This window comes from uncultured Fibrobacter sp. (assembly GCF_900316465.1).
In the GTDB taxonomy this organism is placed as follows: domain Bacteria; phylum Fibrobacterota; class Fibrobacteria; order Fibrobacterales; family Fibrobacteraceae; genus Fibrobacter.
Map to the genome: position 1 here is coordinate 80,515 of NZ_ONDD01000007.1, position 25,671 is coordinate 106,185.

22 protein-coding genes and 1 tRNA gene are annotated in these 25,671 nt (G+C 51.2%); 12 read left to right on the plus strand and 11 right to left on the minus strand.

Annotation, left to right across the window (positions count from 1 at the left end; translation table 11 throughout):
• Positions 1-127: 127 nt before the first annotated feature.
• Together gltX and QZN53_RS04200 are read right to left on the minus strand one after the other, a co-directional pair.
• A complete protein-coding gene (gene gltX / locus QZN53_RS04195) occupies positions 128-1,600 on the minus strand; it encodes a glutamate--tRNA ligase (RefSeq protein ID WP_163437660.1) in 1,473 nt (490 codons plus the stop codon).
• Between the two features lie 70 nt (positions 1,601-1,670).
• The gene (locus QZN53_RS04200) at positions 1,671-4,442 is read right to left on the minus strand and encodes a TIGR02171 family protein (RefSeq protein ID WP_163437661.1); all 2,772 of its coding nucleotides are present in this window, start codon (positions 4,440-4,442) and stop codon (positions 1,671-1,673) included.
• Positions 4,443-4,519: 77 nt separating this feature from the next.
• On the opposite strand from QZN53_RS04200, the gene QZN53_RS04205 reads away from it, so the two are divergent.
• Both QZN53_RS04205 and ispD read left to right on the plus strand, forming a co-directional pair.
• The gene (locus QZN53_RS04205; RefSeq protein ID WP_163437662.1) at positions 4,520-5,959 is read left to right on the plus strand and encodes a sodium:alanine symporter family protein; all 1,440 of its coding nucleotides are present in this window, start codon (positions 4,520-4,522) and stop codon (positions 5,957-5,959) included.
• A 27-nt stretch (positions 5,960-5,986) separates the two neighbouring features.
• Entirely contained in the window at positions 5,987-6,709 is a 723-nt protein-coding gene (gene ispD / locus QZN53_RS04210) for a 2-C-methyl-D-erythritol 4-phosphate cytidylyltransferase (protein ID WP_294651840.1), read from the plus strand.
• 2 nt (positions 6,710-6,711) lie between these two features.
• On the opposite strand, the gene QZN53_RS04215 is transcribed toward ispD, so the two are convergent.
• Together QZN53_RS04215 and QZN53_RS04220 are read right to left on the minus strand one after the other, a co-directional pair.
• Positions 6,712-8,217: an SO_0444 family Cu/Zn efflux transporter gene (locus QZN53_RS04215; protein ID WP_294651842.1), complete on the minus strand. Its 1,506-nt coding sequence runs from the start codon at positions 8,215-8,217 to the stop codon at positions 6,712-6,714.
• A complete protein-coding gene (locus QZN53_RS04220) occupies positions 8,218-8,550 on the minus strand; it encodes a helix-turn-helix transcriptional regulator (protein WP_072800525.1) in 333 nt (110 codons plus the stop codon). It lies immediately after the preceding gene.
• Positions 8,551-8,678: 128 nt separating this feature from the next.
• On the opposite strand from QZN53_RS04220, the gene galE reads away from it, so the two are divergent.
• Both galE and QZN53_RS04230 read left to right on the plus strand, forming a co-directional pair.
• The gene (gene galE, locus QZN53_RS04225) at positions 8,679-9,698 is read left to right on the plus strand and encodes a UDP-glucose 4-epimerase GalE (protein WP_163437663.1); all 1,020 of its coding nucleotides are present in this window, start codon (positions 8,679-8,681) and stop codon (positions 9,696-9,698) included.
• Positions 9,699-9,792: 94 nt separating this feature from the next.
• Positions 9,793-9,865: transfer RNA gene (locus QZN53_RS04230), tRNA-Gly, on the plus strand.
• Between the two features lie 566 nt (positions 9,866-10,431).
• Here the strand turns inward: QZN53_RS04230 and QZN53_RS04235 are convergent.
• Positions 10,432-10,647 (minus strand): CopG family antitoxin, encoded by a 216-nt coding sequence (locus QZN53_RS04235; protein WP_163437664.1) that lies wholly within the window; start codon positions 10,645-10,647, stop codon positions 10,432-10,434.
• A 141-nt stretch (positions 10,648-10,788) separates the two neighbouring features.
• On the minus strand, positions 10,789-11,937 hold the full coding sequence (locus tag QZN53_RS04240; protein WP_163437665.1) for an FISUMP domain-containing protein: 1,149 nt from the start codon (positions 11,935-11,937) through the stop codon (positions 10,789-10,791).
• A gap of 231 nt (positions 11,938-12,168) precedes the next feature.
• On the opposite strand from QZN53_RS04240, the gene QZN53_RS04245 reads away from it, so the two are divergent.
• The 4 genes from QZN53_RS04245 to QZN53_RS04260 all read left to right on the plus strand — a co-directional run bounded on the left by QZN53_RS04245 (position 12,169) and on the right by QZN53_RS04260 (position 16,499).
• Positions 12,169-13,326: an HRDC domain-containing protein gene (locus QZN53_RS04245; RefSeq protein ID WP_163437666.1), complete on the plus strand. Its 1,158-nt coding sequence runs from the start codon at positions 12,169-12,171 to the stop codon at positions 13,324-13,326.
• Between the two features lie 58 nt (positions 13,327-13,384).
• Positions 13,385-13,960: a 5-formyltetrahydrofolate cyclo-ligase gene (locus QZN53_RS04250; protein WP_163437667.1), complete on the plus strand. Its 576-nt coding sequence runs from the start codon at positions 13,385-13,387 to the stop codon at positions 13,958-13,960.
• Positions 13,961-14,025: 65 nt separating this feature from the next.
• A complete protein-coding gene (locus QZN53_RS04255; RefSeq protein WP_283428349.1) occupies positions 14,026-15,012 on the plus strand; it encodes an RNA methyltransferase in 987 nt (328 codons plus the stop codon).
• 113 nt (positions 15,013-15,125) lie between these two features.
• Complete coding sequence (locus tag QZN53_RS04260) at positions 15,126-16,499, plus strand: sensor domain-containing diguanylate cyclase (RefSeq protein WP_163437668.1); 1,374 nt, start codon at positions 15,126-15,128, stop codon at positions 16,497-16,499.
• A 97-nt stretch (positions 16,500-16,596) separates the two neighbouring features.
• On the opposite strand, the gene pheS is transcribed toward QZN53_RS04260, so the two are convergent.
• From pheS to QZN53_RS04275, 3 genes are read right to left on the minus strand one after another with little or no spacing between them, the layout of a single operon-like run.
• Positions 16,597-17,619, minus strand: coding sequence for a phenylalanine--tRNA ligase subunit alpha (pheS, locus tag QZN53_RS04265; RefSeq protein WP_072801315.1), 1,023 nt, complete (start codon positions 17,617-17,619; stop codon positions 16,597-16,599).
• Between the two features lie 37 nt (positions 17,620-17,656).
• Positions 17,657-18,076: an AgmX/PglI C-terminal domain-containing protein gene (locus QZN53_RS04270; RefSeq protein ID WP_163437669.1), complete on the minus strand. Its 420-nt coding sequence runs from the start codon at positions 18,074-18,076 to the stop codon at positions 17,657-17,659.
• Between the two features lie 24 nt (positions 18,077-18,100).
• Positions 18,101-18,610: a pyridoxamine 5'-phosphate oxidase family protein gene (locus QZN53_RS04275; protein WP_163437670.1), complete on the minus strand. Its 510-nt coding sequence runs from the start codon at positions 18,608-18,610 to the stop codon at positions 18,101-18,103.
• 231 nt (positions 18,611-18,841) lie between these two features.
• Here QZN53_RS04275 and QZN53_RS04280 point away from each other — a divergent pair, with 231 nt between their 5' ends.
• The 3 genes from QZN53_RS04280 to QZN53_RS04290 all read left to right on the plus strand — a co-directional run bounded on the left by QZN53_RS04280 (position 18,842) and on the right by QZN53_RS04290 (position 23,296).
• Positions 18,842-20,905, plus strand: coding sequence for a carbohydrate-binding domain-containing protein (locus QZN53_RS04280; protein ID WP_163437671.1), 2,064 nt, complete (start codon positions 18,842-18,844; stop codon positions 20,903-20,905).
• A gap of 48 nt (positions 20,906-20,953) precedes the next feature.
• Positions 20,954-22,024, plus strand: a complete 1,071-nt coding sequence (locus QZN53_RS04285) for a class I SAM-dependent RNA methyltransferase (protein ID WP_163437672.1) — start codon at positions 20,954-20,956, stop codon at positions 22,022-22,024.
• Positions 22,025-22,102: 78 nt separating this feature from the next.
• Positions 22,103-23,296, plus strand: a complete 1,194-nt coding sequence (locus QZN53_RS04290; protein WP_163437673.1) for an MFS transporter — start codon at positions 22,103-22,105, stop codon at positions 23,294-23,296.
• Positions 23,297-23,325: 29 nt separating this feature from the next.
• On the opposite strand, the gene QZN53_RS04295 is transcribed toward QZN53_RS04290, so the two are convergent.
• Positions 23,326-24,459: a GGDEF domain-containing protein gene (locus QZN53_RS04295; RefSeq protein WP_294651851.1), complete on the minus strand. Its 1,134-nt coding sequence runs from the start codon at positions 24,457-24,459 to the stop codon at positions 23,326-23,328.
• Between the two features lie 131 nt (positions 24,460-24,590).
• On the opposite strand from QZN53_RS04295, the gene QZN53_RS04300 reads away from it, so the two are divergent.
• Positions 24,591-25,142: an NUDIX hydrolase gene (locus QZN53_RS04300; RefSeq protein WP_163437674.1), complete on the plus strand. Its 552-nt coding sequence runs from the start codon at positions 24,591-24,593 to the stop codon at positions 25,140-25,142.
• Here the strand turns inward: QZN53_RS04300 and QZN53_RS04305 are convergent.
• Positions 25,120-25,662 (minus strand): outer membrane beta-barrel protein, encoded by a 543-nt coding sequence (locus tag QZN53_RS04305; protein WP_163437675.1) that lies wholly within the window; start codon positions 25,660-25,662, stop codon positions 25,120-25,122. The two genes, QZN53_RS04300 and QZN53_RS04305, sit on opposite strands and share 23 nt — an antisense overlap.
• Positions 25,663-25,671 lie beyond the last annotated feature (9 nt).

Here is a 25,671-nt window from a genome sequence, read left to right on the forward strand (position 1 = left end):
CATTCCCCCAAAGGTTGAATACGTCTCGCGGGCAAATATGCCGTGTTCCACTACCTTCTGGCAGCGTCGGCAAAAAAGCCTCTGAGAGTACAATCTGTGAGGGAACTGTTCGCGCATGTTTTACGGTTTACTTCATGAGCGGCATCGCCACATCCATGCGGCGGAGCACTTCTTCTTTACCGATAAGTTCAAACATTTCCCACAGGCCTGGGCCAGCGGTAACGCCAGACACAGCAAGACGCGGGGCACCCACGAGTTCACCGACCTTGTGGCCGCAACGTTCGGCGAGGTCGTAGAAACCCTTTTCGATAACCGGAGTTTTGAAGTCTTCGATGGAGGCGAGCATGTCGCGCACGAGTGTCGCCACTTCCTTGGAGCCTTCGCCGAAGTGTTTCTTGACACCCTTTTCGTCGTAGGTGGTCGGAGCGACAAAGAAGTACACGGCCATGTCGGCCAGGTCCTGCACAAAGTGGGCACGCGGCTTGAGCTGCTTCACGATTTCGTCGAGGCGAGCTTCCGGTTCCTTGGAAAGGTCGATACCCTTCGCGGCAAGGCCTTCCTTCATGATACCCTTAAGCATGCCGTCATCGCACAGGTGAATATGCTGGCCGTTCATCCACTGCAGCTTCTTTTCGTCGAAACTTGCGGACTTCGGGTTGATGCGTTCGAGCGTAAAGCTGTCGACCATTTCCTTGATGGTCATGACTTCGCGGTCATCGCCCGGGTTCCAGCCGAGGAGAGCGAGGTAGTTCACGAGTGTTTCGGGCAGGTAGCCAAGGTCACGGAAATCACCCACAGAGGCAGCGCCCTTGCGCTTGGAAAGCTTACCGCCGTTCTTGTCGAGAATCACCGGCAAGTGGCACCATACGGGCGGCTGCCAGCCAAAGGCCTTGTAAAGGAGTTCGTGCTTCGGCGTGGAGCTGATCCATTCGTCGCCACGGAGCACGTGAGTCGTACCCATCAGGTGGTCGTCCACGACGCTTGCAAAGTGATAAGTCGGATAACCGTCGCGTTTGATAAGCACGAGGTCGTCCAGAAGTTCATTCTGGTAGCTAATGTGGCCGCGGATCATGTCATCGAATTCGGTGACGCCGGTTTCGGGAACCTTGAAGCGAATCACTGCCTTTTCGCCGGCAGCGATGCGGGCTTCGGCTTCTTCGCGGCTGATGTTGCGGCAATGACGGTCGTAACCAGTGACCGGCACATGAGACTTTTCCTGTTCGGCGCGGACTTCCTGCAGGCGTTCTTCGGAGCAGAAGCAGTAGTAGGCATAGCCTGCATCCAGAAGCTTCTTAATTTCGCGGTGGTAGATGTCCAGACGTTCGCTCTGGAAGTACGGACCGCAGTCACCTTCGCAACCCGGACCTTCGTCCCACTGCAGGCCCAACCACTTAAGGTCGCGCATCAAGTCGTGCAATGCAGTTTCGTTATAGCGTTTGCGGTCGGTATCTTCGATACGCAGGTAGAACGTACCGCCCATGTGTTTCGCAAAAAAGTAGTTGTAAATAGCGGTACGCGCACCGCCCACATGCAAGTAGCCCGTAGGACTGGGAGCAAAACGGACACGGACGGGACGATTAGAATTGCAATTTTCGCACATAGAATCCTCTTTTTGTTTATTCCGTGTCAAAAAATAGCAATTTCAAGAAGAAAGTGTTTTTAACGCCGTGTCATTTTAAAGTTTTCAAAAGAGAATCAACACGGGAAGTAATTTTGGGAGCGCCCGCAGAGCACAAATGGTCAAAATCAAGCGCTTCCTCGTCTGTATAATCGTGTTCGCCCATTTTGTTTTCATCAAGTAAAGTGAAATTTGAATACGTGGTTTCGTATTGAGCAATTCGTTCAATAAGCGTTTTCGCCAAACTACGACGCAAACCATAACGGCCAAACGCTCCCGTTTCCTTGTATTTCGGGTTCTGCGGCATAATCAAGCCCACGACATGTACATCATGTTCTTTCGCCTTTTCAATTATACTTTCAAGCGCTTCAAAGCTATTTTCAATCAAATACATCTTGTCGTCATAATAAGTTGAATCCAAGGTAATTTCTACCGTATCGCCCCAGGATTTGCACTCGTTAGCCATAAAGCGTCCGCGATCGCCGAAATAGCGGTCATACTCCACCATCGAGATTGCATTTTCGGTACTTTCTAGCAAACCATCCGGGTATCCGTCTTTCCAATAATCATGATTTGCATCGTACACATAGCCCGGATAATTATAGAAGGTCGTCGCAAAGAAATTATCGCTTTCCGGGCCATCGGTCTTATACCAGAAATCGATATCCAGAGAAATCACGATGTACTTCAGTTTTTTCAAATGAGTAAACAAGTACCTATCGAGATAGTCGCGGGAGGAATAAATCGAGTTCGGCACATGGGAGAAATTCACCGCAAAAAATTCAGACGAGAACTCCTGCGGAGACAATCCGTTCAAAGGCCTCGAAGACCCAAGAATCGCCACATTCGCAGAATCGCGATAGCGCCATAATAGCTCCATATTATTCCGCATCATGTAAGATGCCAAGGCATCTTCGGGGTCCATATAGACCCCCGCGCTATCTTTATCAAGCGTTTTATTCTCTGTAACCGCCGGGTTCTTGTACGCCCAAAGATTCGGGTGCCAAAGTTCGTTGCCCTTAGCAAGTGCCACGACGCTACCATCAGACATATCAACCAGAACTATTCCGGTATGGGCCCCAAAACCATTCGCAAGCGTTGCCACAGCCAAACGACGGTCCACCGCCACCCATTCCGTATGGTCAAACGTAAAGCCAGTCGGAGAGGCTACCGATTGAATCAACTTACCGGTACTATCGGCCACAAAGATGTTTTGGTGCACCGAATACTTGGAACCCACATAATTTTTACCCGTGGCGCTTGCAAAATCAAGGAACAAAGTCTGCTTTTCGCCATCTTTTGAAAGCGAAACATTGCAAGCCTGCTCCCCATTGTACCAAATCGTATCGCGATCATTGACGCGGGCTCGCAAAAGACGTGCGCCCGAAACAGCCAAAAGGTTATCGTCACTGATACCGCCATGATAAGCGCCGTCAAAAAGTTTTTGCGGAGTGCCAAATTTTCCATTTGCGAAAGGCACTTGCCAAGTAGAATTAGACATGAACGTCGCTTCGTTCTTATTAACGCCGGCATCAGTCACATAGACAATTACCGTATCACCGTTTTCAAGAACGCGCCAGCGCGGAATCGCCGCACTTTCGACATTGAGCTTTACCAGATTAGAGCCGTCTTCGTTCAAATCGCGCACATAAAGTTCCGACTTTCCTTCAACACCCTCGTACTTGGTGCAGAAGGCGACTCGCTCTCCGTCGGGAGAGATTTCAGGATGGTAAGCTTCAAGTGTATCGACAATTTCTACAACAGAAAGAGTTCCATTGGAATAATCAATATAAGACAAATTCCCCGTTTCATCGTTGCGGAACACGAGTTTTGTTTTATAGGTGTCGGTGTACGAATAGACCGATGTCGCATTCGCCAGCGGAGTCACCTTGCTTACGGCAATGCGGCCATTGTCCCCCATCCATACAGCATTAGGGATATTACCAAAAGCCAAGCGGAAGCCGACATAATATTCTCGCGCTACAGATGTCACCGTGTAGACATCGCCACGCGAAAGCGTGTTAATGAGAGCCGCTTGATTGCGATAGCTACCACCCTTTACAACGCGCTGGCCAAGCGAGCCTCCGTCAGGAGCGCCCACAAAATTTGTCACCGTGGTATCGCGCAAGCGGCCATACCAGTCATTTACCCATTCCAGCGCATTACCTGCGATATCGCAGATTTCGCCTTCTTTGGCCTTGCCACAAACAGGGTGCAACTTGTAATCTGAATTATCGGCTGTCCAGGCCTTTTCTTGCGGATTCCAATCTTGGTTTGCAGCAAAAATCCATTCGGCCTCCGTCGGCAAATGGATTGCCTTTTTTTCGGGCAAGTATTCAAAACCTTCCAAGCGAACGCAATGGTTTTCTGAATCCAGATATTTTTTCAAGTAAGTATAAGCCGTGTCAAAACCTTCGGACTTGCCGCGCTCATTCGCAAAAAGCACGGCATCGTAGTAGGTCAAATCGGTTACCGGCAGTGAATCATTTTCGCACTTTATCGTAAGCCCAATCGCAGGCGCCATCAAGGCGTTAAATTCACCGCAAGTCACTTCGCTCCTTGAAATCCAAAAATCATAACTGAACTTGACCTTCATGGATTCCAGGGAAACGGTTGCACCAGCAGCCTTCATCAAGAACATTCCCGCCGGAGTCTCCTCTTCTTTTGCAAGAGTGTCTTCGATATCAACGGGGTCTTTTACAGAAAGTGTATCATCCGGAATGACATCAACAATCGAATCGTCTTGAGACGTCGACTTGTCTGAATTGGAACAGCCCCAAAACAAGGCCGAAACCATACACATCAGAATCACACACCACTTCATATAACCATATATATATTTTTTATTTCTATATTTGCGCCGTTCAGAACATCTATAACCCTAAAATTTCGGGGAAAATCATGGAAACCTTAAATTCCATCTTAGATACTATTGACGGCTACGTGTGGGGAATCCCGCTCATTGCGGTCATCTTGTTTGTCGGAATCCTGCTCACAAGCCGCCTCGGCGTGCTTCAGGTAACAAACCTCGGCAACGCTCTGCGTTACATGCTCCACAACGAAAAGCACGGCGAAGGCGAAGTTTCAAGCTTTGCCGCCCTCTGCACCGCTCTTGCCGCAACCGTCGGCACGGGTAACATTGTAGGTGTCGCCACCGCTATCGGTACCGGTGGCCCGGGCGCACTCTTCTGGATGGAAGTCGCAGCCTTCTTTGGCATGGCCACCAAATACGCCGAAGGCCTTTTGGCTGTCAAGTATCGCAAGGTCGACACCGACGGCAAAGTGTTGGGCGGTCCGTTCTACTACATCGAAAGCGGTATCAAGGAACGTTTCGGACTCAACTTTAAGTGGCTCGCCGTTCTGTTCGCTGTCTTTGGCGTGCTCGCCGGTCTTCTCGGCATCGGAACCATTACGCAGGTCAACGGCATTACGTCGGCAGTAGCAACCGTATTCCCCTCTGGCGAATTCGTCAACATCGGCGGAAACTCTGTTTCTGTGTCTACCGCAATTGCAGGCCTTTTCTGCGCAGGCTTTACCGCCCTGGTAATTATCGGCGGCCTCAAGCGCATCGCCAAGGTTTCGCTCTACATTGTGCCGATTATGGCCATCTTCTACATTCTGTTCTGCTTGCTGATTCTCGGTTTCAACTTCTCCAAGATTTCGGGCGCTGTTGAACTGATTATCCGCGCCGCTTTCAACCCGAGCGCTGTAACCGGCGGTGTGGTCGGTACGATTTTCATTGCCATGCAGAAGGGTATTGCCCGCGGCATTTTCAGTAACGAAGCAGGCCTCGGTTCTGCCCCGATTGCCGCCGCTGCCGCAAAGACCAAGGAACCTGTCCGCCAGGGTCTCGTTTGCATGACCGGCACCTTTATCGACACCATCATTATTTGCTCCATGACGGGCCTTGCCATTGTGGTAACAGGCGCATGGACTCCGGAACTCGGCCTCCAGGGCGTAAACATCACCATGGAAGCCTTTACCCGCGGTCTCGAAAACCTGCCCGCAGGCGCAAGCGTAGCCCCCTTCATTCTGACAACGGCTTTGGTGTTCTTTGCCTTCACGACGATTCTTGGCTGGGCTTACTATTCTGAACGCTGCCTGGAATACCTTGTGGGTCGCGGCAAGAAAGGTCCCATTCTCACCTTCCGCTGGCTGTATGTGGCCGCCGTCTTTATTGGCCCGTACCTCACGGTGAGCGCCGTGTGGACCAGCGCCGACATCTTTAACGGTCTGATGGCTTTCCCGAACTTGGTCGCCCTGGTTCTGCTTTCTGGCATTGTTGCCCGAGAGACCCGAATTTTCTTGGACAAGCTCCACAACGGAAAAGTTGGTGACTAAATTTTAAAGTAACGATTGGATTTGGCAATGGCAGACATGAAAGGAAAATTCGCGGCAGTGCTCCCCGCCGGGGGACTCGGCAAGCGCATGGGCGGTAACATTCCCAAGCAGCTTATGGTTTTGGGCGGCAAGCCCGTTTACCGCTACAGCCTCGAAACATTCCTTTCGATGGATGAAATCGCCGAAGTCGTGATGGCTGTACCCGCCGACTGGAAAGATCATTTCGAAAAGGAAATTTTCGGCGACAAGGTTGGCGACGAGAATTTGCGCGAGCTTATCCGCACCAAGATGAAAATTGTCGTGGGCGGTGCAGAGCGCTGGCAATCTGTCGAAAACGGCGTGAATGCGCTCACCAGCGATGCCGAATTCGTGCTGGTACACGATGTGGCACGCCCCTTCATCAGTAAAGAAATCATCCACGACGTGTGTGAAACGCTTGTTACCAAGGGTAGCTGCCTTGTGGCAAAGCCCGCCGTCGACACCATCAAGATTGCAAAAGACGGCTGCGTGCAGCAGACTATCGACCGCAATACCGTATGGATGGCACAAACCCCGCAGGCAGCCTCGATTAAGTTACTGAAAAAGCTCTACGGGCGCATTGCCGCAGAGCCTTTAAACTTCACGCCCACCGACGAAGCCAGCATTCTCGAATACTTCGGCGAAAGCGTCTATATCGTCAAGGGCAACAACCTGAACGACAAGCTTACGACTCCCGAAGACTTCGAGATTTTCGCAAGCCGCGCCAAATAATTCTACACTTCCCCGCCGAATTCAAATCCGGCTTCGTCAATCGCCTTCTTGAGGGCGGTTTCGTTTATATCGTCTTCGTCATGCCACTCCACACGGAGTTCCTTTTTCGCGACATCGGCTTCAGCGGAAATCACGCCGTCTAGAACCATGACGGCCTTCTCGACACAAGCCTTGCAATGACTGCAATTCATGCCGTTCACGCGATAAGTTTTAACGACATGTTCGTCATGATGGTGATGTTCGTGAGAATGTTCATGGCAATGGCATTCGCCTTCACCGTGTTCATGGTGATGATGTTCATGGTGATGTTCTTCGCATTCGCAATGATCTTCACCTTCGCAGCAGCAATCATGTTCACCACAGCCGCAACCACAATGTCCGCAGCCACAGCCCTTGTGCGCAAACTTCGCATAAATAATCAACACGGCAAATACGATTGCGCAAATGTACTCGAACACGCCGAGCGCTCCGTGACCATGACATTCTGCAGAACCATGCGGGAGCATTGATCCAAGAAACGTATCCATCAGGAATGTGTCGACAATAAAGCCAAAGAACATCGCACCGAAAGCAATCGAAATAAGGTAGGCCGCGAGAGTACGCTTGCCAAAGGCCTTGCCCACCACCAGCATGCTTGCGATACTCGTTGCTGGGCCAGCCATCAACAGCACCAAAGCTGCACCCGGCGTAACACCCTTTTCAACAAGAGCCAAAGCCAGCGGAATAGATCCCGTCGCACAAGTGTACATGGGCATGGCAAGCACCAGCACCACCAACATGCAAAGCAGCGGGTATTCGTGCAAGAACAAGAAGAAATCATCCGGCACAAAAGCCGCAATCAAGGCGCCCAGCAAAAGTCCGATAATCAGCCACTTGCTCACATCGCCAATCATGTTCACAAAGCCATATTCAAAAGTTTCTTTCACCTTCTGCGCAAAAGACTTTTTCTCGTGTTCATCGTGATCATCATGGTCGCAAGAACAATGATCGCCTTCGCAGCCACAATGTTCATGCTCATGATGATGTTCGTGATGCTCATGCTCGTGAGAATTTTCAAGCACGGCAACACCCGTTTCAGGCTCGTTCTTTGTGACCAGATTAGTAAACACGCCGCCTAGCATTGCCGTTACAAATGCGGCCACCGGGCGCAGAATCGCAAACGGTCCACCCAAGAGCGAATACGTCGCCAAAATGGAATCCACGCCCGTCGCAGGCGTCGAAATCAAGAAACTCACGCTCGCGCCCTTGCTCGCCCCCTCTTTGCGAAGCGCAATCGAAGTCGGAATCACGCCGCAGCTACAAATCGGAAGCGGAACCCCGAACAAGGCCGCCCACAATACCGACTTAAAGTTCGGCTTCGCAATCTTTGGCACATACAAGTGATTCGGCACCCACACATGCAAAATGCCCGCAAGCAAAAAGCCGAGCAAAAGGAACGGCGCCATCTCCGAAAACAGCGTAATGAATTGCCAAATAAACTTTTCCAGAATATCTAAAACCGCAGGCATTTACTTACCCTTCTTGTGCAGAATATGCGTGAGACCCGTATTGAAAATCAAACCGATATGTTCATCATCCAGCGAATAGAACATCTTGCGACCGTCGCGACGCGGCTTCACCAAGTTCGCCGTACGCAGAATGCGCAACTGGTGGCTCACCACCGACTGTTCCAGGTTCAACTTTTCGGCAATATCGTTCACCGAGACTTCGCCCGAAAGTAGCAAGTGAATAATGCGGATACGCGTGGTATCGCCAAAGAACTTGAAGAACTCCGACAGTTCGAAAAGAACATCCATCGAGACTTCGTTTTTCGCATTTTTGATATATGAACAATTATTCATATTTTCATATATACATTTTTACCAGCGTTCCGTCAAGGTCAAAAGCCGAAATTCGTCCCATTTTCTTAAAAAGTTCCATCTTTTCTCCCCCATTTTTATATTTTTAGCCAAAAATTGAGGTTTTTTTAATGAAAATTGCAGTTATTGGTGGCGCAGGTTATATTGGCAGCCACACGATTATCGAACTTTATAAGGCAGGCCATTCCGTTGTCGCCGTCGACAACCTGGTGAACTCTTGCGATGAATCACTCCGCAGAGTCGCCGAAATTGTCGGACAAGAAATTCCCTTTATCAAGGCGGACGCCCGCGATGCAGCCGCCATGGACAAGATTTTCAAGGAAAACCACTTTGATGCCTGCATCCATTTTGCCGGGCTCAAGGCCGTGGGCGAATCGGTCCAGAAGCCGCTGGAATACTACGAAAACAACATGAACGCGACATTCGTGCTGCTGAACGCCATGCGCAACAACGGCTGCAAGAACATCATCTTCTCGTCGTCGGCCACCGTGTACGGTGACCCCGCAGAAATTCCCATCACCGAAAAATGCCCGAAGGGCGCCATCACCAACCCTTACGGCCAGACAAAGTCGATGCTGGAACAGGTGCTGATCGACGTGCAGAAGGCAGACCCCGAATGGAACGTGGTACTGCTCCGCTACTTCAACCCGATTGGCGCCCACCCGAGCGGCCGCATCGGCGAAGACCCGAACGGCATTCCGAACAACTTAATGCCTTACATTACGCAGACCGCCGTAGGCATCCGCAAGGAACTCGGCGTGTTCGGCAACGACTACGACACCCCCGACGGAACCGGCGTGCGCGACTACATTCACGTTTGCGACCTCGCCTCGGGCCACGTGAGCGCCCTGAAGGCCATCGAAAACAAGTGCGGACTCGCCATTTACAACCTGGGTACAGGTCACGGCTACTCCGTGCTCGACGTGGTGCACGCTTTTGAAAAGGTAAACGGCATCAAGGTGCCCTACAGCATCAAGCCCCGCCGCGCCGGCGACATTGCCACCTGCTACTGCAACCCCGAAAAGGCTTACAAAGAACTCGGCTGGAAGGCCCAGTTCGGCATCGAGGAAATGTGCCGCGACGCCTGGAACTGGCAAAAGAACAACCCGAACGGTTACCGCAAGGGGTAACGGTTCCAAAAGCCGCTTTCCGCAAAAAAATTCATTTTTTGCGGCACCTTCCCCTTGACACCTCCGCCCAATTATTCTATAATTGGGCAACCCCGCGGGAATAGCTCAGTTGGTAGAGCACGACCTTGCCAAGGTCGGGGTCGAGGGTCCGAGTCCCTTTTCCCGCTCTAAAAAAGAAACGCCACCTTAACGGTGGCGTTCTTTTTTATTCGCGTGAACGGGACTCGGAAACGAGAAGAGGGGCCGACTAAATAATGAGTTGCGCGAAGCGCGTGCGAATTATTTAGGAACTCACGCCCTAAAGGGCGGGAGGCCCGCCAGGGTGAGGAGCTAGCCGGTCGCAGACCGGAGACTAGCGACGAATCACTAAATTCTTTCGTGGGCGCAAGCCCGTGGAAAGAATTTAGGACTTTGAGCGAAGCGATAAACCCGTCAGGGCAGCAAGTCAGCCGCGCAGCGGAGACTGACGCAGCTGTCAATCCCTTTTCCCTATACGCCAAATCACATAATTTGTCTCATGCACGAAGTGCGAAGAGGCAAATTATGAGCTTGAGGCAAGCGCAGCTTGCATCGAGCCCGTAGGGTTAGACCGCAACCTTGCGCAAGCAAGGAATATTGCGGGCTAACAATCCCTTTTGACGCCTACGGCGTCCGCGGCGTCACTCGGTCATGACAAAATGCAAGCATTTTGTCGCGACACTCGTTTAGCACGCTTTTCCCGCTCTCAATCTTCCTACTTCCAACTCATGTTCAATTTGCGTTTTGTATTCGCGCAATCCGTCAAATACGAATCTATCAGCACCTGGTACGGAATACCGAGTTCCGCAGCCATATTCTTGAAATAATCGATTGTATCAGAATTCAACCTTATGGTTATCTGTTTTTTGAAGAGCTTTGCATAAGGATTCTTCTTGGCCTTCATTTTTGAAAAATCATATTCCTTCTTCATAAGCAATCTCCTTTTCTTGCGATCCAGATTTTCTCTATATAATTATAATATAATTACAAAAATAAAAAAAAGAACAACACCCAATGGGCTATTTAAGCACAGCCCGGTTTTTGTTTAAAATTAACGGATAACACTAAAGGATCAATAATCCTTTACGCAACGAATAGAGAACGCAGCAGTTTTAATAAATCTATTTTCTGAATCTCGCTGCAAATCCATATCTGTTGCACGAACAAATAAGCCTTTATACAAGTTTGCTTTTTCATCGTACGATTCACCGGGAACCCAATGAAAAGCCTGTTTCATAATTTGAGAAAACTCGTCATTTTCATCGTCATACAAACCCGCCGGCAGCAGAGAAAAACCTCTCGGATTTTTCACAATTCCATTCCAAACCTCCGAGCTAAGATAATCACTACCACTCATCGCCCCATGACCATCAATGGCCGCCACCCACTCTCCTCGATTCATAATATGCCACCCATCAGGGCAAATTCCCTGATGGACAACATACTCCGAATTATTTGGTACAAGAGTATTCCTAGACTCATCCGTCGTATTCGGGCATTTTTCACTTCCCATTTGAGAAGAATCACAAACAGCGGGGAAAGCCATAGCGGTTGCCCAGGTATAAAGCCCACCCCACCCATTTTCACAATACCAGGGATCGTCATCGTAACAATATTTGGTCGAATCACCTTGTTGATTTCCACCAGAAATCATCTTACCAAAATTCAGATTTTCCGCAAAAAACGTGAGTGTATCAGTAACATCGTCATACAGACGAATCGTTTTGTATACATGATTATCGCGCGGATCAGTAAATTCACCATAGCTGAGTTTGGCATTAAACTGTCTACTCATGTCATAATATTTGCTACTACTGGATTGTTGCACAACAGAGCTAGAAGACATCGGTATCCAAAATCCATTTTGACAGATATATTTCACCTGTTCCTGTGAAATAAACACAGTATACCCTTCTTCATCTTTTTCACATGGTGTTCCTGAAAAAGATTCTTCACTGGAGCTTACAGGATTTGGGACACTCGAGCTACTATTCTTACCGCTTACAGAACTAGAAGAATTCTTTTCTGCAGCCGAGGAACTAGATTTTTTAGAATCTTTCTGTGAAGACGAAGACGCGTCTTTATCTTTACCCGAAGAACCGTTGTCCTCATTGCTACTCGACGAGATTTCACCGATTGGATCGGGAGCGGAGCTACTAGATTCATCGCCACATGCAACAAACAAAACCGCAGAAAGCAACAGCGCAACAAAATATTTCACAAAAAACCTCCGATAACCTCATGAATTCGGGCAGAATGTAGCATTTTTTAGGGCTCAAGAAGTTGACGCAGACCTTCGTCAGCATGACAGTGGGCGGGATATGCCGGGGCGTTGCGGGGTGTCCCCGCAGTGGGGGTGGAGAGCAACGAAGTGCGAACCAGGGGGATTCTTCCCCCTTTTTATAATCCATCCGAATTTACAATAAAAATTTTATTACATTTCACCCTACCGATGCAAGACGAGAAATACATACTGGTAGATAGCGAAGAATCGCTGGCGAATTTGCTGGCGGATTTGGAGCTGTACGAAATGGCCGCCGTCGATACCGAGGCGGATTCCATGTACCATTATACCACTCGCCTTTGCCTAATCCAGATTACCATCGGCGAACACCACTACATCGTGGACCCGCTGTGTGGCCTTGACCTGGCCCCTTTGTTCAAGGCCCGCGCCATGCAGACGCTCATTTTCCACGGTGCCGACTACGATTTGCGACTGCTCTGGCAGACCTACGGCTTTTCGCCGAAGCAAATTTTCGACACCATGCTCGCGGCAAAGATTCTGGGCGAAGATCACCTGGGCCTTGCGGACTTGGTGCGCGAATACTTCGGCGACGAACTCAAGAAAGAAAACCAGCGAGCCGACTGGACCACGCGACCGCTGCCGCTCGAAATGTGCGAATACGCCATTCACGACACCTTCTACCTGCACGAACTCTGTGCGATTCTCGTAGAAAAGTTGCAAGAAGCAGGCCGCATGAGTTGGCTTACCGAACAGTGCGACGCCTTGATTGAACACGCCAAGCATCCCGCCCCGCAGAGAAAGGATCCCTGGCGCGTCACGGGTTCTGCACCGCTTTCGCCGTGCGCCCTGAACGTGCTCAAGTTCCTCTGGGAGTGGCGCGAAAACCAGGCCCAGGAACTGGACCGCCCGCCCTACAAGGTGATGCCGGTGGAACTCATGCTTGCCATTGCACGCCGCAGCGAGGCGAATTTCCCAACCGTGGACTTGGAAAAGTTGCCGAAGCTCCCCCGCAATTTTCGCGACGAGCGACTGAATTCGTTCGTGAACATGCTGCAGACGGCCGTGGCCGTGCCGCAATCGGACTGGCCCGAAAGACTCCCCAAGGCCCCGCCCCCGCCGGTGGTGCCGAACTCCGACCTGCTCTCGGTACTCAAGACCTGGCGCGACCTTAAAGCCGAAGAACTGGAGCTTGACCCGTCGCTCTTGGCCAACAAGGCGCAGCTCATTTGGCTTGCCGCTCCGGGTGACATGCCCTGGGAGGCCCGCTACGAAGAAGCTCACCTCATGAACTGGCAGCGCGTCCTGTGGACTGAAATTTTGCAACAGAACCTGCCCAACGCAAAGCGCGTAGGCGACCCCGACTAAATTTTTTTACGACTCACCTCAACCGCCCGCTACTGGACAAATCCCCGCAGGCATCATTATGGAATCTGTACTTCTCGTTTCTGCCTTACTCCTTTTAATTTTCGGCTCCAGGCCGCTTTTCGAGATGTTGCGCAAGAAGCGCGACGGCGAAGAGCTCATCGGAAACCCGTGGGAAGAAATCCACGCCATCAAGGGCTACAGGGAATCGCGCAAGGTGGCGGCGTTCTACCCGCTCACGGGCGAACCGAACATCATGCCGATTATCGAACAGCTCGCCGACGAAGACCGCTTGCTGCTCCCCCGCTGCACGGGTCCCACGACCATGGAATTCTGCCACGTGCAAAGCCTGAAAAAGGACCTGGTCAAGGGCAAGTTCGGCATCATGGAACCGCGCGGCGACATCCCGGCCTACGAGGGCGACTTCACCGTGTTCCTGGTTCCCGGCACCAAGTTCAACCTGACCGGCGAACGCTGCGGCCACGGCAAGGGTTACTACGACCGCTTTTTGGCAAAGCACCCGGGCGCCCACAAGGCAGGCATCGCGACTCCCAAGCAGATTAGCGTGGAGCCGCTCGTGCAAAAGCTAACCGACATCAAGATGAACCAGATTATCATTTGTAGGGAAAAACCCTAAGACAAAACGTCATTGCGAGCACGCCGTGCGAAGCAATCCAAGGAAAATTTTTAAAAGGAAAAAAAATGGCTTTCGACAAGAACAAAGAAACTGAATTCGGCATTATCCGCCACGACTTCAAGGACCGCGAATCTCGTGACGGTTTCCGCGAACACCGCGAAGGATTCGAGGATTTTCGCCGCCGCGATTTCAACAAGCCGCGCGAAGGTTTTAACAGCGAACGTCCACGATTCAACAAGGACCGCGACGGCTTTACCCGCCGCAAGACCGATGGCGACCGCCGCGTGAGTTTCGGGGACCCCGATGGCGCTCCGCAAACCGCTATCGGCGGCATCCGCGAAGTGACCGACCTTCTGGAACGCAGCCCCATGCAAGTCCACCGCGTGCTCTTTATGCACCAGTCGGGCAATCCCAAGCTCTACGAACTGCAAAAGCTCGCCAAGCGCGCCCACGTGCACGTGCAGCAGGTGGATTCCAAGGTTCTAAACACCTACACCACGCAACACCACGGCGTGGTCGCACTCTTGAACGAAAAGGAACTTCTCGTTTGGGAAGACATTCGTGAAGAATATTTTAAGGCCAAGGAAAACGGCGAACGCAAGCTGATTGCCGTAGGCACCAACATCGAAGACCCGCGCAACCTGGGTGCCTGCATCCGTAGTGCACTCGCCTTGGGCGTAGACCTTTTGATGCTCCCGGCCAAGGGCATGTGCGGCATTACGCCGGCTGTCGCCCGCTCTGCCGCAGGCGCCCTCGACAAGATGAAGATTTGCCGCCCGAACAACCTGGAAGCCGCCGTAGGCGAACTCAAACTCGCGGGTTACCAGATTTTGGGCCTCGATGCCGACACCGAAACCAACCTCGCCGGCTTCGAATTCAGCGACCAGGCCGTAATCGCCGTCGGTGGCGAAGACGTGGGCCTTCCGCCCTTCATTCGCAAGCAGTGCGACGCTGTACTCCGCATTCCGATGATGCCCGAAGCGCATTCCTACAACGCCTCGGTGGCCCTTTCGCTCGGTCTGTACGAATACGCACGCCTCCGAATCAAGTAAATTATTCCAACTTGGACTATAAAATACACCCCCATAGGGTGTATTTTTTTATTATAGGCCGTTTTTCCCCATCAAATTGGTATATATTTTTACCACAAGAAGGGAAAATATTTATGGACTTCGAATCTTTGCTGTCAAAATACGAAGCAAAAGCTTGTGTTGTCTCCGTCGATTTTTACGAAGACGAAACGTACGGAAATATCCGCATTCTTGCAGGCAACAAGGCGCACTGTGACGAAATGGAAATGGAACAGGGTCGCCCCTTTATTCCTGGGTCGCCATACGAGGCTTGTTTTCCTCAAAACCGCAATTTCGAAGATTACTGTTTCCGCTGCACACGAACCAAAAAGCCTCTCCATGCCTACGTGGAACTTTACACCATGGGGCTCTGGCTGAACATGTTCCTGATTCCGATTGAATCGGATAAGCCGAACACCGGCTACTGCATTTACGTTTACGATGTATCGCCCAAGGTGGATTCTGCTGCCATGGTCGACCTTTCCGGCGATGTGGCCTCTGAGGTGTTAAAGGCATGCGTCAAGCTCCGTAGCTCGAACGACATCAAGAAGACCATCCAAGAAGTCATCGAAGATATCCGTAGCCTTTGCGATTCTGAACATTGCTGTATTTTGCTGACCGATCCCGATACACGCACCTGCGATATTCTTGGCGACGCCCTCAGCAAAAACACAAACCTGCTCCCCATGTCCACCTATCTAGAAGGCTTCTACGAAATTACGGAGACTTGGGCCGCAACCCTTGGTGGAAGCACCTGCATTATCATCAAAGACCGCCACGACATGGATCTCCTGCATCAACAAAACCCCGTGTGGGCAGATTCGCTCGAAGGCGCCATGATCAAGACCATCGTGCTGTTCCCGCTGCGATTCGACAACAAGGTGCTCGGTTACATGTGGGCCATCAACTTCAACGCCGAAAACACCATCAAGATTAAAAAGACGCTTGAACTGACGACCTACTTCCTCGCCTCTGAAATTGCAAACCACTTGCTTCTGAAGAAGCTTGAAATCATGAGTTCCATTGACTCGCTCACGGGTATCAAGAACAGAAACATGATGAACAATCGCGTAGACTTGATTGTAAGTGGTAAAGAACGCATACCAGACGCAGTGCTCTTTATCGACCTGAACGGGCTCAAGCGCGTGAACGACGACCAGGGCCACAATTCAGGCGACAAGATGCTCCGCACGGCAGCAAAGATTTTGCAAGAAGTTCTCCACGACGGCGAAGTGTTCCGCGCAGGTGGCGACGAATTTATGGCAATGATTCCCAAAATTACCGAAGCCGAACAGCAAAAGCGTATTGAGCAAGTCCAGGACGCTGCTAAAGCAAACAACATCCACTTCTCGATTGGTTCGTGCTACGGGGGAAAAGACGTTCGCAAGGCAATGCACACAGCCGACGAACGCATGTACGCCGACAAGAACGCTTACTACGCCGCACACCCCGAAGAAAAGTACAGGTGATAAAGCACCGATTTTTCAAAACAAAAAAGCGGGCCTTTCGGTCCGCTTTTTTCATATATCTCGTCTGTAGCCGCGAAGCGGCGTCCTTTCGTCTAAACTAGAACTGGCTCAGGAATCTCTGGTCGTTGCTGGTCAAGAGGCCGATTTCCGGAATCGCGTGGCGCAGCATGGCGATACGGTCGAGACCGAAGCCGAATGCAAAGCCTGTGTACTTCTCGGAATCGATGCCGCAGTTCTTGAACACGTTCGGGTCCACGGAACCGCAACCGCCGATTTCCATCCAGCCGGTTCCCTTGCAGCGACGGCAACCCTTGCCTCCGCAGAACACGCAGCTCACGTCCATTTCGGCGCTGGGCTCCGTGAACGGGAAGAAGCTCGGGCGGAAACGCGTCTTGACGCCTTCGCCGAACAGCTTGTTCATGAACACCTGGAGTACGCCCTTGAGGTCTGCAAAACTGATGTTCTCGTCAACCACGAGGCCTTCGCACTGCTGGAACATCGGGGCGTGGGTCGCATCGTTATCGACGCGGAACACGTGGCCCGGAGCAATCATGCGGAACGGCGGCTTGTGCGTTTCCATGTAGTGAATCTGCGTGCCGGAAGTATGCGTACGGAGCATCACCTTGTCGTCCACGTAGAACGTGTCCTGCATGTCGCGGCTCGGATGGTCAGGAGGCGTATTGAGCGCTTCGAAGTTGTACCAGTCCGTTTCGATGTCGCGACCGAAGTCCACCTCGAAACCCATCTGGCTAAAGAAGTCGATAATCTCTTCGCGCACATCGTAAAGCGGATGCGTGCTGCCCGCCGGGATGCCTGCACCCGGGAGCGTTGTATCTACAAAACCGCTTTCCAGCTTCTTCTGGAGGGCAGCCTGGTTCGCGGTCTCGATAGCCTTGTCGATAGCCTCGGAGACGGCGACCTTAAGTTCGTTCACGAGCTTGCCGTAAGCCGGACGTTCCTCGGCGCTGAGGCTCCCCATCTGCTTCATGAGGTCGGTGACGGCCCCCTTCTTGCCCAGGTACTTCACGCGGAGGTTGTTGACGGCTTCTTGGTTCGTAAGGTCGGTCTGCGCAAGTTCTGCGTCAAACGCCTGCTTCACATTGTTAATAGCTTCACTCATAGTGGCCACAAATTTAGCAATTTTCAGTTAATCTAAATCATTCCGAAAATATCAAGGGGACCGTAATCGTGCACTTCTCGTAATCCCCAGCGGGATATTTCCACTGTAAAAGGTCTTCCGCTACGACTTTTTCAAATTCGGGATAGTCCGTGGTTGCACTCACAACTTCCGTCTTTTCGACATCACCATTTGCAAGGATGGTGTACTTTACTTTTATCGTACCGGCAAAATGAGGCTTTTTGCGCAGATAGTTATTATAAAGCGGAACCAATCGCTCCTGCGTGTTTTTCGCGATTATGACTTTCAAGTCCTTTAAGTGCCGTAAATTTTCCGACTTTTTATCAGATGTTTTTTCTTCAGTAGCCTGAGACGGTTCTTTCGACACGCTCGGATTTGACGTTGACGCACAAGCCGCAAAGAACAAGGTCACACAGAACGCGACAAGAATCTTTTTCATAAGTCCTCCAAGTATTTTCCAAAACTATTTTTCCGGTTTCGCTTTCCCAGTGAAATTCGTGCTTGTAATCTTGAATACGGTCACGGTGGCGGCCTGTTCAGGCGTGAATTCGAACTTATGCGGGGCTGCGGAGTGCGGTATGCCGGCGGCATGACGTTCCATCAAGAGCGAGAGCCCGCGGCATTTCTCGGCAACGTCTTCGACGATTTCGGCTTTACCCTGCCCGACAACGCTTGCGTAAAAGCGACCGCTCTTGCAATAATTGTCTTCATGAATTTCGATGCGATTCTCAACGCACATGCTGAATGCCACATTCGGATTCTTGCGAATGCAATCCAATTTCTTGCCGACATGTGCGCAATGGAAGTATAGTTCCAAAACACAGTCTTTCAAGCTGTACCCAAACGACAGCGGAATCACGTAAGGCATGCCTGCATTCGCATCATCTACCATCGCGACATGGCAGGTCGTGCACTGTTCAATAATCTTCGCGATGTTCTCGTCGCCAACAATTTCTCTATCTTTACGTCGCATATAGTCCTTTTTATTCAAATTTAATTTATTAAAACAGGAATCACGTTAGTGATTCCGAATTCGTGTAACAACATCAATCCGCTTGCTTATTGAAACGAGAGCAACCATTTTACACACCTCTTACACAAAAAGATGTTTACCTATGTTGTTTTTGGCAGCAACGCTTATTATCATTACAATACTGCATACTTTTCGACTGAAATGTATATTACAAGAAAAAGGAGTGTGTTCATGAAATTCGTGAAATTGCCAGTAATTGCGGCGTCTGTCGCCTTAAGCATTATGGCCTGTTCAGACGATAATGGTTCTAATCCAGTCCCCACCGGTGAAGATCCCATTTCAGCCCAAAACCCCGCTGGCAACGAATTTTCCGGAACAGAAATTCCCGGTACCGAAATTCCCGGTACCGAAATCCCTGGCAACCAGATTCCCGGCAACGAAAATCCGGGTTACGAAAATCCGAACAACCAGATTCCGGGTAACGAAAACCCCGGTAGCCAAATCCCCGGAACAGAAAATCCTGGCAACCAAAATCCAGGCAATGAAAATCCCGGAACCCAGATTCCGGGTAGCGACGTTTCCAGTTCGAGCACCACAATTCCGGACGGCGACGCACCTGTCCTTAGCTCCAGCAGCGTAGGCGGCACCAACCCGAATCCGGGCAGCGAACCTGGCGATGACGAAAACGATAACGAGGATTCCAGAACCCTGGACGGCACGCAGATTCTCCTGAAGCTTTCCGGCACCTCGGCCACCGTCGAAAACAATAACGGCTGCGTCGATATTGCAGACAAGAGTGCTACTATCACCTGCCCGGGCGCCTACTACGTGACCGGCGAATCTTCTGACTTCCAGGTAGTCGTAAACACTCCGGCCGCCGAAAAAGAAGGCAACACCGGCATTTACCTCTACAATGCCACTTTGAAAAGCTCTAATGCCCCGATTCTCGTGAAGAACGCCGACAAGACGGTGATTCACCTGGTCAAGGGTACCACCAACGTGGTCGAAGATGGCAACGGCAACCATTTGTTCACCAAGATCAACGGCGCACAGGACACCGCCAAGGCTGCCATCTACTCCCGCGACGACTTGAACATCAAGGGTGCAGGTACCTTGACCGTCAAGGGCAAATTCAGGAACGGCATCCAGTGCAGCAACGATCTTAAAATCAAGAACGGCAACATCACTGTCGAAGCCGAAGAAAACGCCGTCAAGGGCAAGGGCAGCCTCCAGATTTCGGGCGGCACTCTGAACCTTACCGCCAAGAAGGGCGACGGCCTTGAAAGCGACGAATGCGAAGAAGTCAATGGCGAATGCAAGAACATCGTCGAAGGCAAGGGCATTATCGATATCAGGGGAGGCAATATCACCATCAAGGCTGGCGACGATGGTATCGATGCCGCAAACTACGTGATGATTAGCGATTCTACCGAAACCTCCACAGTCAAGGTGACTGCTACGGGCAAGGGACTTGTTGCCGAAAAGTATATCTATGTCAATGGCGGCACGCTCGACGTGAAATCCGAAGGCGATGACGCCCTGCACACCCACTGGCAAATCTACATGAACGGCGGCGATGTCACGGTCAACGCGAAGGACGACGGAATCCACGCGGATTCCGCCCTGTACCTGAAGGGTTCCACCATCAACGTGGTCACAGCCAACGAAGGTATCGAAGCTTACAAGATTTTTGCCGAAGGTGGCATCACCTCGACATTCGCAACAAACGACGGTTGGAACGGTGCCGGTGGCCCGAAGGAAAATGCCGGTCAGTACGCTGCGTTTAGCGAAAGCGGTGGCCATATCGTTGTGAGCGGTGGCTACCACTACATTAGCGCGAAGGGCAACATGGTCGACGTGTTCGATGCGAACGGCTCTGGAAAGATGACCGGCGGCGTGCTGATTCTCGAAATCACTGGCGAAAGCTACGAAAGCATGGGCGGCTTCGGCGGCGGCTGGGGCGGTGGATTCCCCGGCGGTGGCGGCGGCATGGGCGGCGGCAACGGAGGATGCACCTCCAACATGGCAGGCGGCTTGATCGATACGGATGCCGGCTTCGAAATTACCGGAGGCGTTCTCCTTGCATTCGGCAACTACTCCACGGACCTTCCCAAGTGTGCCACCGTTACCTACAACAACACAAGCTACTACGGCTCCGACAAGGCGGCATTCAAGCCGACTTACCAAGGCAACGCCATTATCTACGGCGGCGAGGTGACATCAGTTGCTCAGGTACAGACGAACGGCTGGACAGAAGTCAAGTTCCCCAACGGCGTGAGCTACATGCACAAGTAAGCGGAACACGATTCCCAACCGTCTTTAAAACTTTCTAAATTTATGGCTATGTTTTTTGAACAAGCCATTGCACATCAGGTTCCGGGCTACACCCGCGAAGCAGATTCCGCCCACGGCGAATCGCTCGCCATGCTCGATTACAAAGATGAACTCCGCGTCAAAGATGCGGCTATCCAAGAATTCTGGGACATCAATCGCCTTGCGGGCACTCCGCAAAAGGTGATTGCAAGCCCGCTGCCGCGCGCCTACCGCACCACAAGCAAGCGCCGCGTGTACATGCAGCCGGGCAACCTGCAGTTCGATCGTCAAGAATCGATGCTCGAGCCCGAAGAGCACAACAAGATTTACGACTTCTTGTTCGAAAAGCTGATTCAGCCGGCTTACAAGCCGCTCGCCTACGCGCTCAACTGGATCATTATCCGCGGCACCTACCATTTCAAGGTGACGGCGGCACACGCCTACGTGGACACGACTGAATCAGATTACTATCTGGAATCAAAGCGCCCGACCGAAGGATTAAACTTCAAGCAGCTCTATGGCCCGCGCGAAATGAGCCTCGGACTCGGCAAGTTCAGCCTGCGCTACCCTGTCACAGGATTTAGCCAGATTAACGAAAGCCAGATTCACAATTTGATCAAGGCCGCAAGCCGTTTGCTCAGCCTGAGCAAAGAAGACCACTTCTTGGATTTGTACTGCGGTTACGGATTGTTCAGCTTTGCGCTCGGCGAAGCCGCCAAGGATGTATTGGGCGTTGAATGGGAAGGTCCGTCGATTGATTGCGCAAAGGCTTCTGCCAAACACCTCAAAAAGTCTTACCGCTTTATCGCAGGCAAGATTGACGAAATGTTCGTGCAGACTCGCCTGCCGCGGCCGATCCCAGGTGAACCCGAAAAAATCCTGCTGGACCCGCCTCGCAAGGGCTGCGAACCCGGCGTGATTCATGCACTTGCCATGCGCAAACCGATTCGCGTGTGCCACGTGTTCTGCGGCACCGACGAAATCCCGGCCTCGCTCAAGGAATGGGAACGCTACGGCTACCGCGTGCGTGAAATCCAACCGCTGGATTTGTTCCCCGGCACCCCGCACCTTGAAACGATTGTTATGCTGGAGAGAAAGTAGAATGTGAAATGTGAGATGTGTGATGAGAAATTTCTCATTTCACATTCCTCATTCCACATCACACATTGAGAAAGGATTATGTCAGCAGAAGTTTCGACAACAGAAAAGCCTGCACTATGGACGCGGAATTTCGTGACGGTTGCCGCCGCGAATTTTTTGCTGTTCTTTAGCTTTTACCAATTGCTGCCGATTCTCCCGCTCTACATTATCGAGAAATTCGCGACCGACAATGCAACGGCCGGATTCATTATTTCGCTTTATACGATTGGTGCGCTAGCCTGCAGGCCATTCGCCGGATTCCTGGTGGATACGCTGAGCCGCAAGCCCTTGTACTTTTGGACATTCTTCGCGTTTACCGCCTGCTTTTTAGGCTACAAGACCGTCGGCATTTTGCCGATTCTTGCCGCCGTGCGGTTTGCGCATGGTCTGTTCTTCGGAATCTCGAGCACGGCGAGCAACACGGTCGCCATCGATGCACTGCCGGCATGTCGCCGCGGTGAAGGCATCGGCTATTTTGGCATTAGCGTGAATCTGGCGTTTGCAACAGGCCCGATGACCGGCATGTTCCTGTACGAGGCATTCGGCGACACCATCGTGTTTGCGATTTCGATTATTTTGTGCGTAATCGGTTTGATTCTTGTGCAGACTTTGAATGTGCCGCGCAAAGAAAAGAAACCCCATGCGCCGCTTTCGCTTGACCGATTCTTCTTAACCCGCGCCATTCCGCAATTCGTAAACTTCATCTTCGTCGGATTCGCCTACGGCCCCGTCACAAACTACATCGCCCTTTACGCCAAGGAGCTTGGCATTGGCGGTTCCGGCTGGTTCTACGCCTTGATTGCGGCGGGTCTGATTATGAACCGCATTATGACAGGACGCTTGATTGACCGCGGCTACCTGATTCACTTGGTTGGTACCGGCATGACCTTGAACGTGATTGCCTACTTTATCCTTGCATTCAGCCACTCGCCCATCACCTTCTTTACGGCGGCATTCCTGATTGGTACAAGCCTCGGCCTCATTTTCCCGGGCTACCAGACCATGTGCGTTAACCTCGCCCGCCACGACCAGCGCGGTACCGCCAACAGCACTTACTTGAGCGGTTGGGACATCGGTATCGGCGCCGGAATCCTTACAGGTGGATCCATGGCAGGGCATTTCGGCATGCACCAGCCCGTGTTCCTCGCCTGCGGTGTAGCACTCGTAATCGCCGACGTGCTTTACTTCACGTGGACCGCAAGGCATTATTTGAAGAATAAGTTGGAAGGATAACGGAGCGGGCTTTCGCCCCCGAAAAGATATTACGTCGAACGCTTGTCTTCGTACATCATCTGGTCTGCATCGATGACGCTCTTCCTGAAGTTCGAAATACGACCATCCCAACTGGCATAACCGATGCTCACCTGGAGCGTATAATACCGGCGTTCGTCGCGATTTTCAATTTCTTCACGCAAGCATTCGCGGATAATCCTGATGACATATTCGGGTATTTCCGTCTGCACAACAAGCAAGAATTCATCGCCGCCATAACGGCACAGGAACACCGATTTACCCATGCAGGCACATGCGCTCTTGAGCGCCTTAGAAACAAGCACAAGTGCGCGATCGCCTTCGATATGGCCGTAGGTATCGTTAATCTGCTTGAAGTGGTCCACATCCACCATCACCACGTAATAGCTCTTGGAGTCGCGCGGAGACTGCAAATAGCGTTCCAACTGGTTACGGTTGTTGAGCGAGGTCAGCGTATCCGTCGAAATCAGAAGATTTTGCAGGTTCAGGTAAACGAACAGAATGATCATGGTACACCAGAAGCAGAAAAACGGCGTCGTCATCGAGAAGAACACCTGCAAGGCTGCCGCCACTATGCAGCCCGGGGTGTAGCTACCCACAATCAAGTACGTCTTGAAATTCTTGCGGTTTTCCGGTTTAAGCCCACGGAAAAGGCAGCGAACCGTCACCGTCATGATATACACAAACGGGAGGAACATCAGCACCACATAGTACAAGTCGCGCGGTTCCAGTTTATCATCTAGCCAAAAACCAGGCATTGCCACAAACGAAACAAGCAACAGCACCATTTCTACAAAAATCGGGATTCTTAGTTTCGCCTGAAGACAATGGATCTGCACACGCGTCATCTCTGGGCGCGTACTCATTTCGGCAAAAGTAAAGCAGCTATAAAAGAGCAGTGCAATAATAATCGCGTTCGAGTAGTTCACCGCCAAAACGCTAAAGGTATTTTTCGGGATAGTGCCGTCGTTTACAAGCGCCCAAACTGCATCGCTCAGGAAATAGAGAATATGCCACAGCACCAAGTTATGGAAAAGCTTGAATTTGAACTGCGGCGTCGGGAGTCTTTTGATGCTATACAAAAGGAGAGTCAAGACACACGCACAGCCGACACTGACTTCTGCATAAAAAACAAAATCACTCATATTCTTACACCTACTATGGAAAAATAGAAAAAAATCTTATTTTTCAATTACAGAGTCTATTTTTTGACAACATTACACCCTAGAATGGACCCAAATTTACCCCCGAACTTATAATTACTAAATTGACAAGTATGAAACCCTGGAAACTGCTTAATTCGGAATATCTGGTAGACGCACCGTGGCTAAAAGTCGCTAAAGAAACCTGCGAACTTCCCAACGGCAAGGTGATAGACGATTTCTATACGCTGTGGCAACCGGACTGGGTACTGATACTTGCCCGCACCACCGAAGGCAAATGGGTCATGACAGAGCAATACCGCCACGGCACCGGACAAATCGCGTTGGAGTTTCCCGCCGGAATCATCGACAAAGGCGAAACGCCGGAACAGGCCGCCCTGCGGGAATTGCAAGAAGAAGTCGCCTTCCGCGGCACAGCCGACAAGGTCACCTACCTGGGCGCATACCCCGTAAACCCGGACAGGCATCGCGGCAAGTTCCACGTGGTATTCATCGACGGCGTCGTAAAGGGCGGAATCACCCACTTTGACAGCACCGAAGACATCGAAAATCTGCTGCTGAGCGACGAAGAATTGCAGAAAAAAATGGCGGACGGTTCTTTCAACCATCCGCTACAAATCGCCGGCTATTTCAAGTGGCGGCTTACTTATGGGCGTAAGCAATAAAGAGCGTTACGCCCACCATGGACATATCCTTTTTGATGTTTTCCAATTCATTCGAAGACGAGAACACCTTCATGCCAATCAAGGCACCATGACCACGGACTCCCGTATCGTAGGCAGCCGTAAACTCAAGTGCAGCACCCGATCCATCATCCAGATCTAGGCCTCGGATATCGGTCTGATTCGCCGTCCAAGAAAGGCCTATCGAGCCAGACAAATGGAAATGATCTACAGGGTAGAAAATAATACTCGGGCCGAAAAGATACGAGTTTAACTGGATGTAATTGTCAGAATCATAATAACGATGACCCAAAGCGGCTAACTCGCCGGCAATCCACAACCGTTCAGTGACTTGTCCACCGATGCGGAGCCCAAGAGTCACGGCAATTTCATCGCAGCCATTACATTCCAAGGAATGGTCATCAACCTCCGAGCTTGCGCCACCATAGCCTAATCCCACATCGACATAAACGGCGAAAGAAGGTATTGCGAGGAAAATTAGCAAAAGGGCTATTTTTTTCATTTTTTCTCC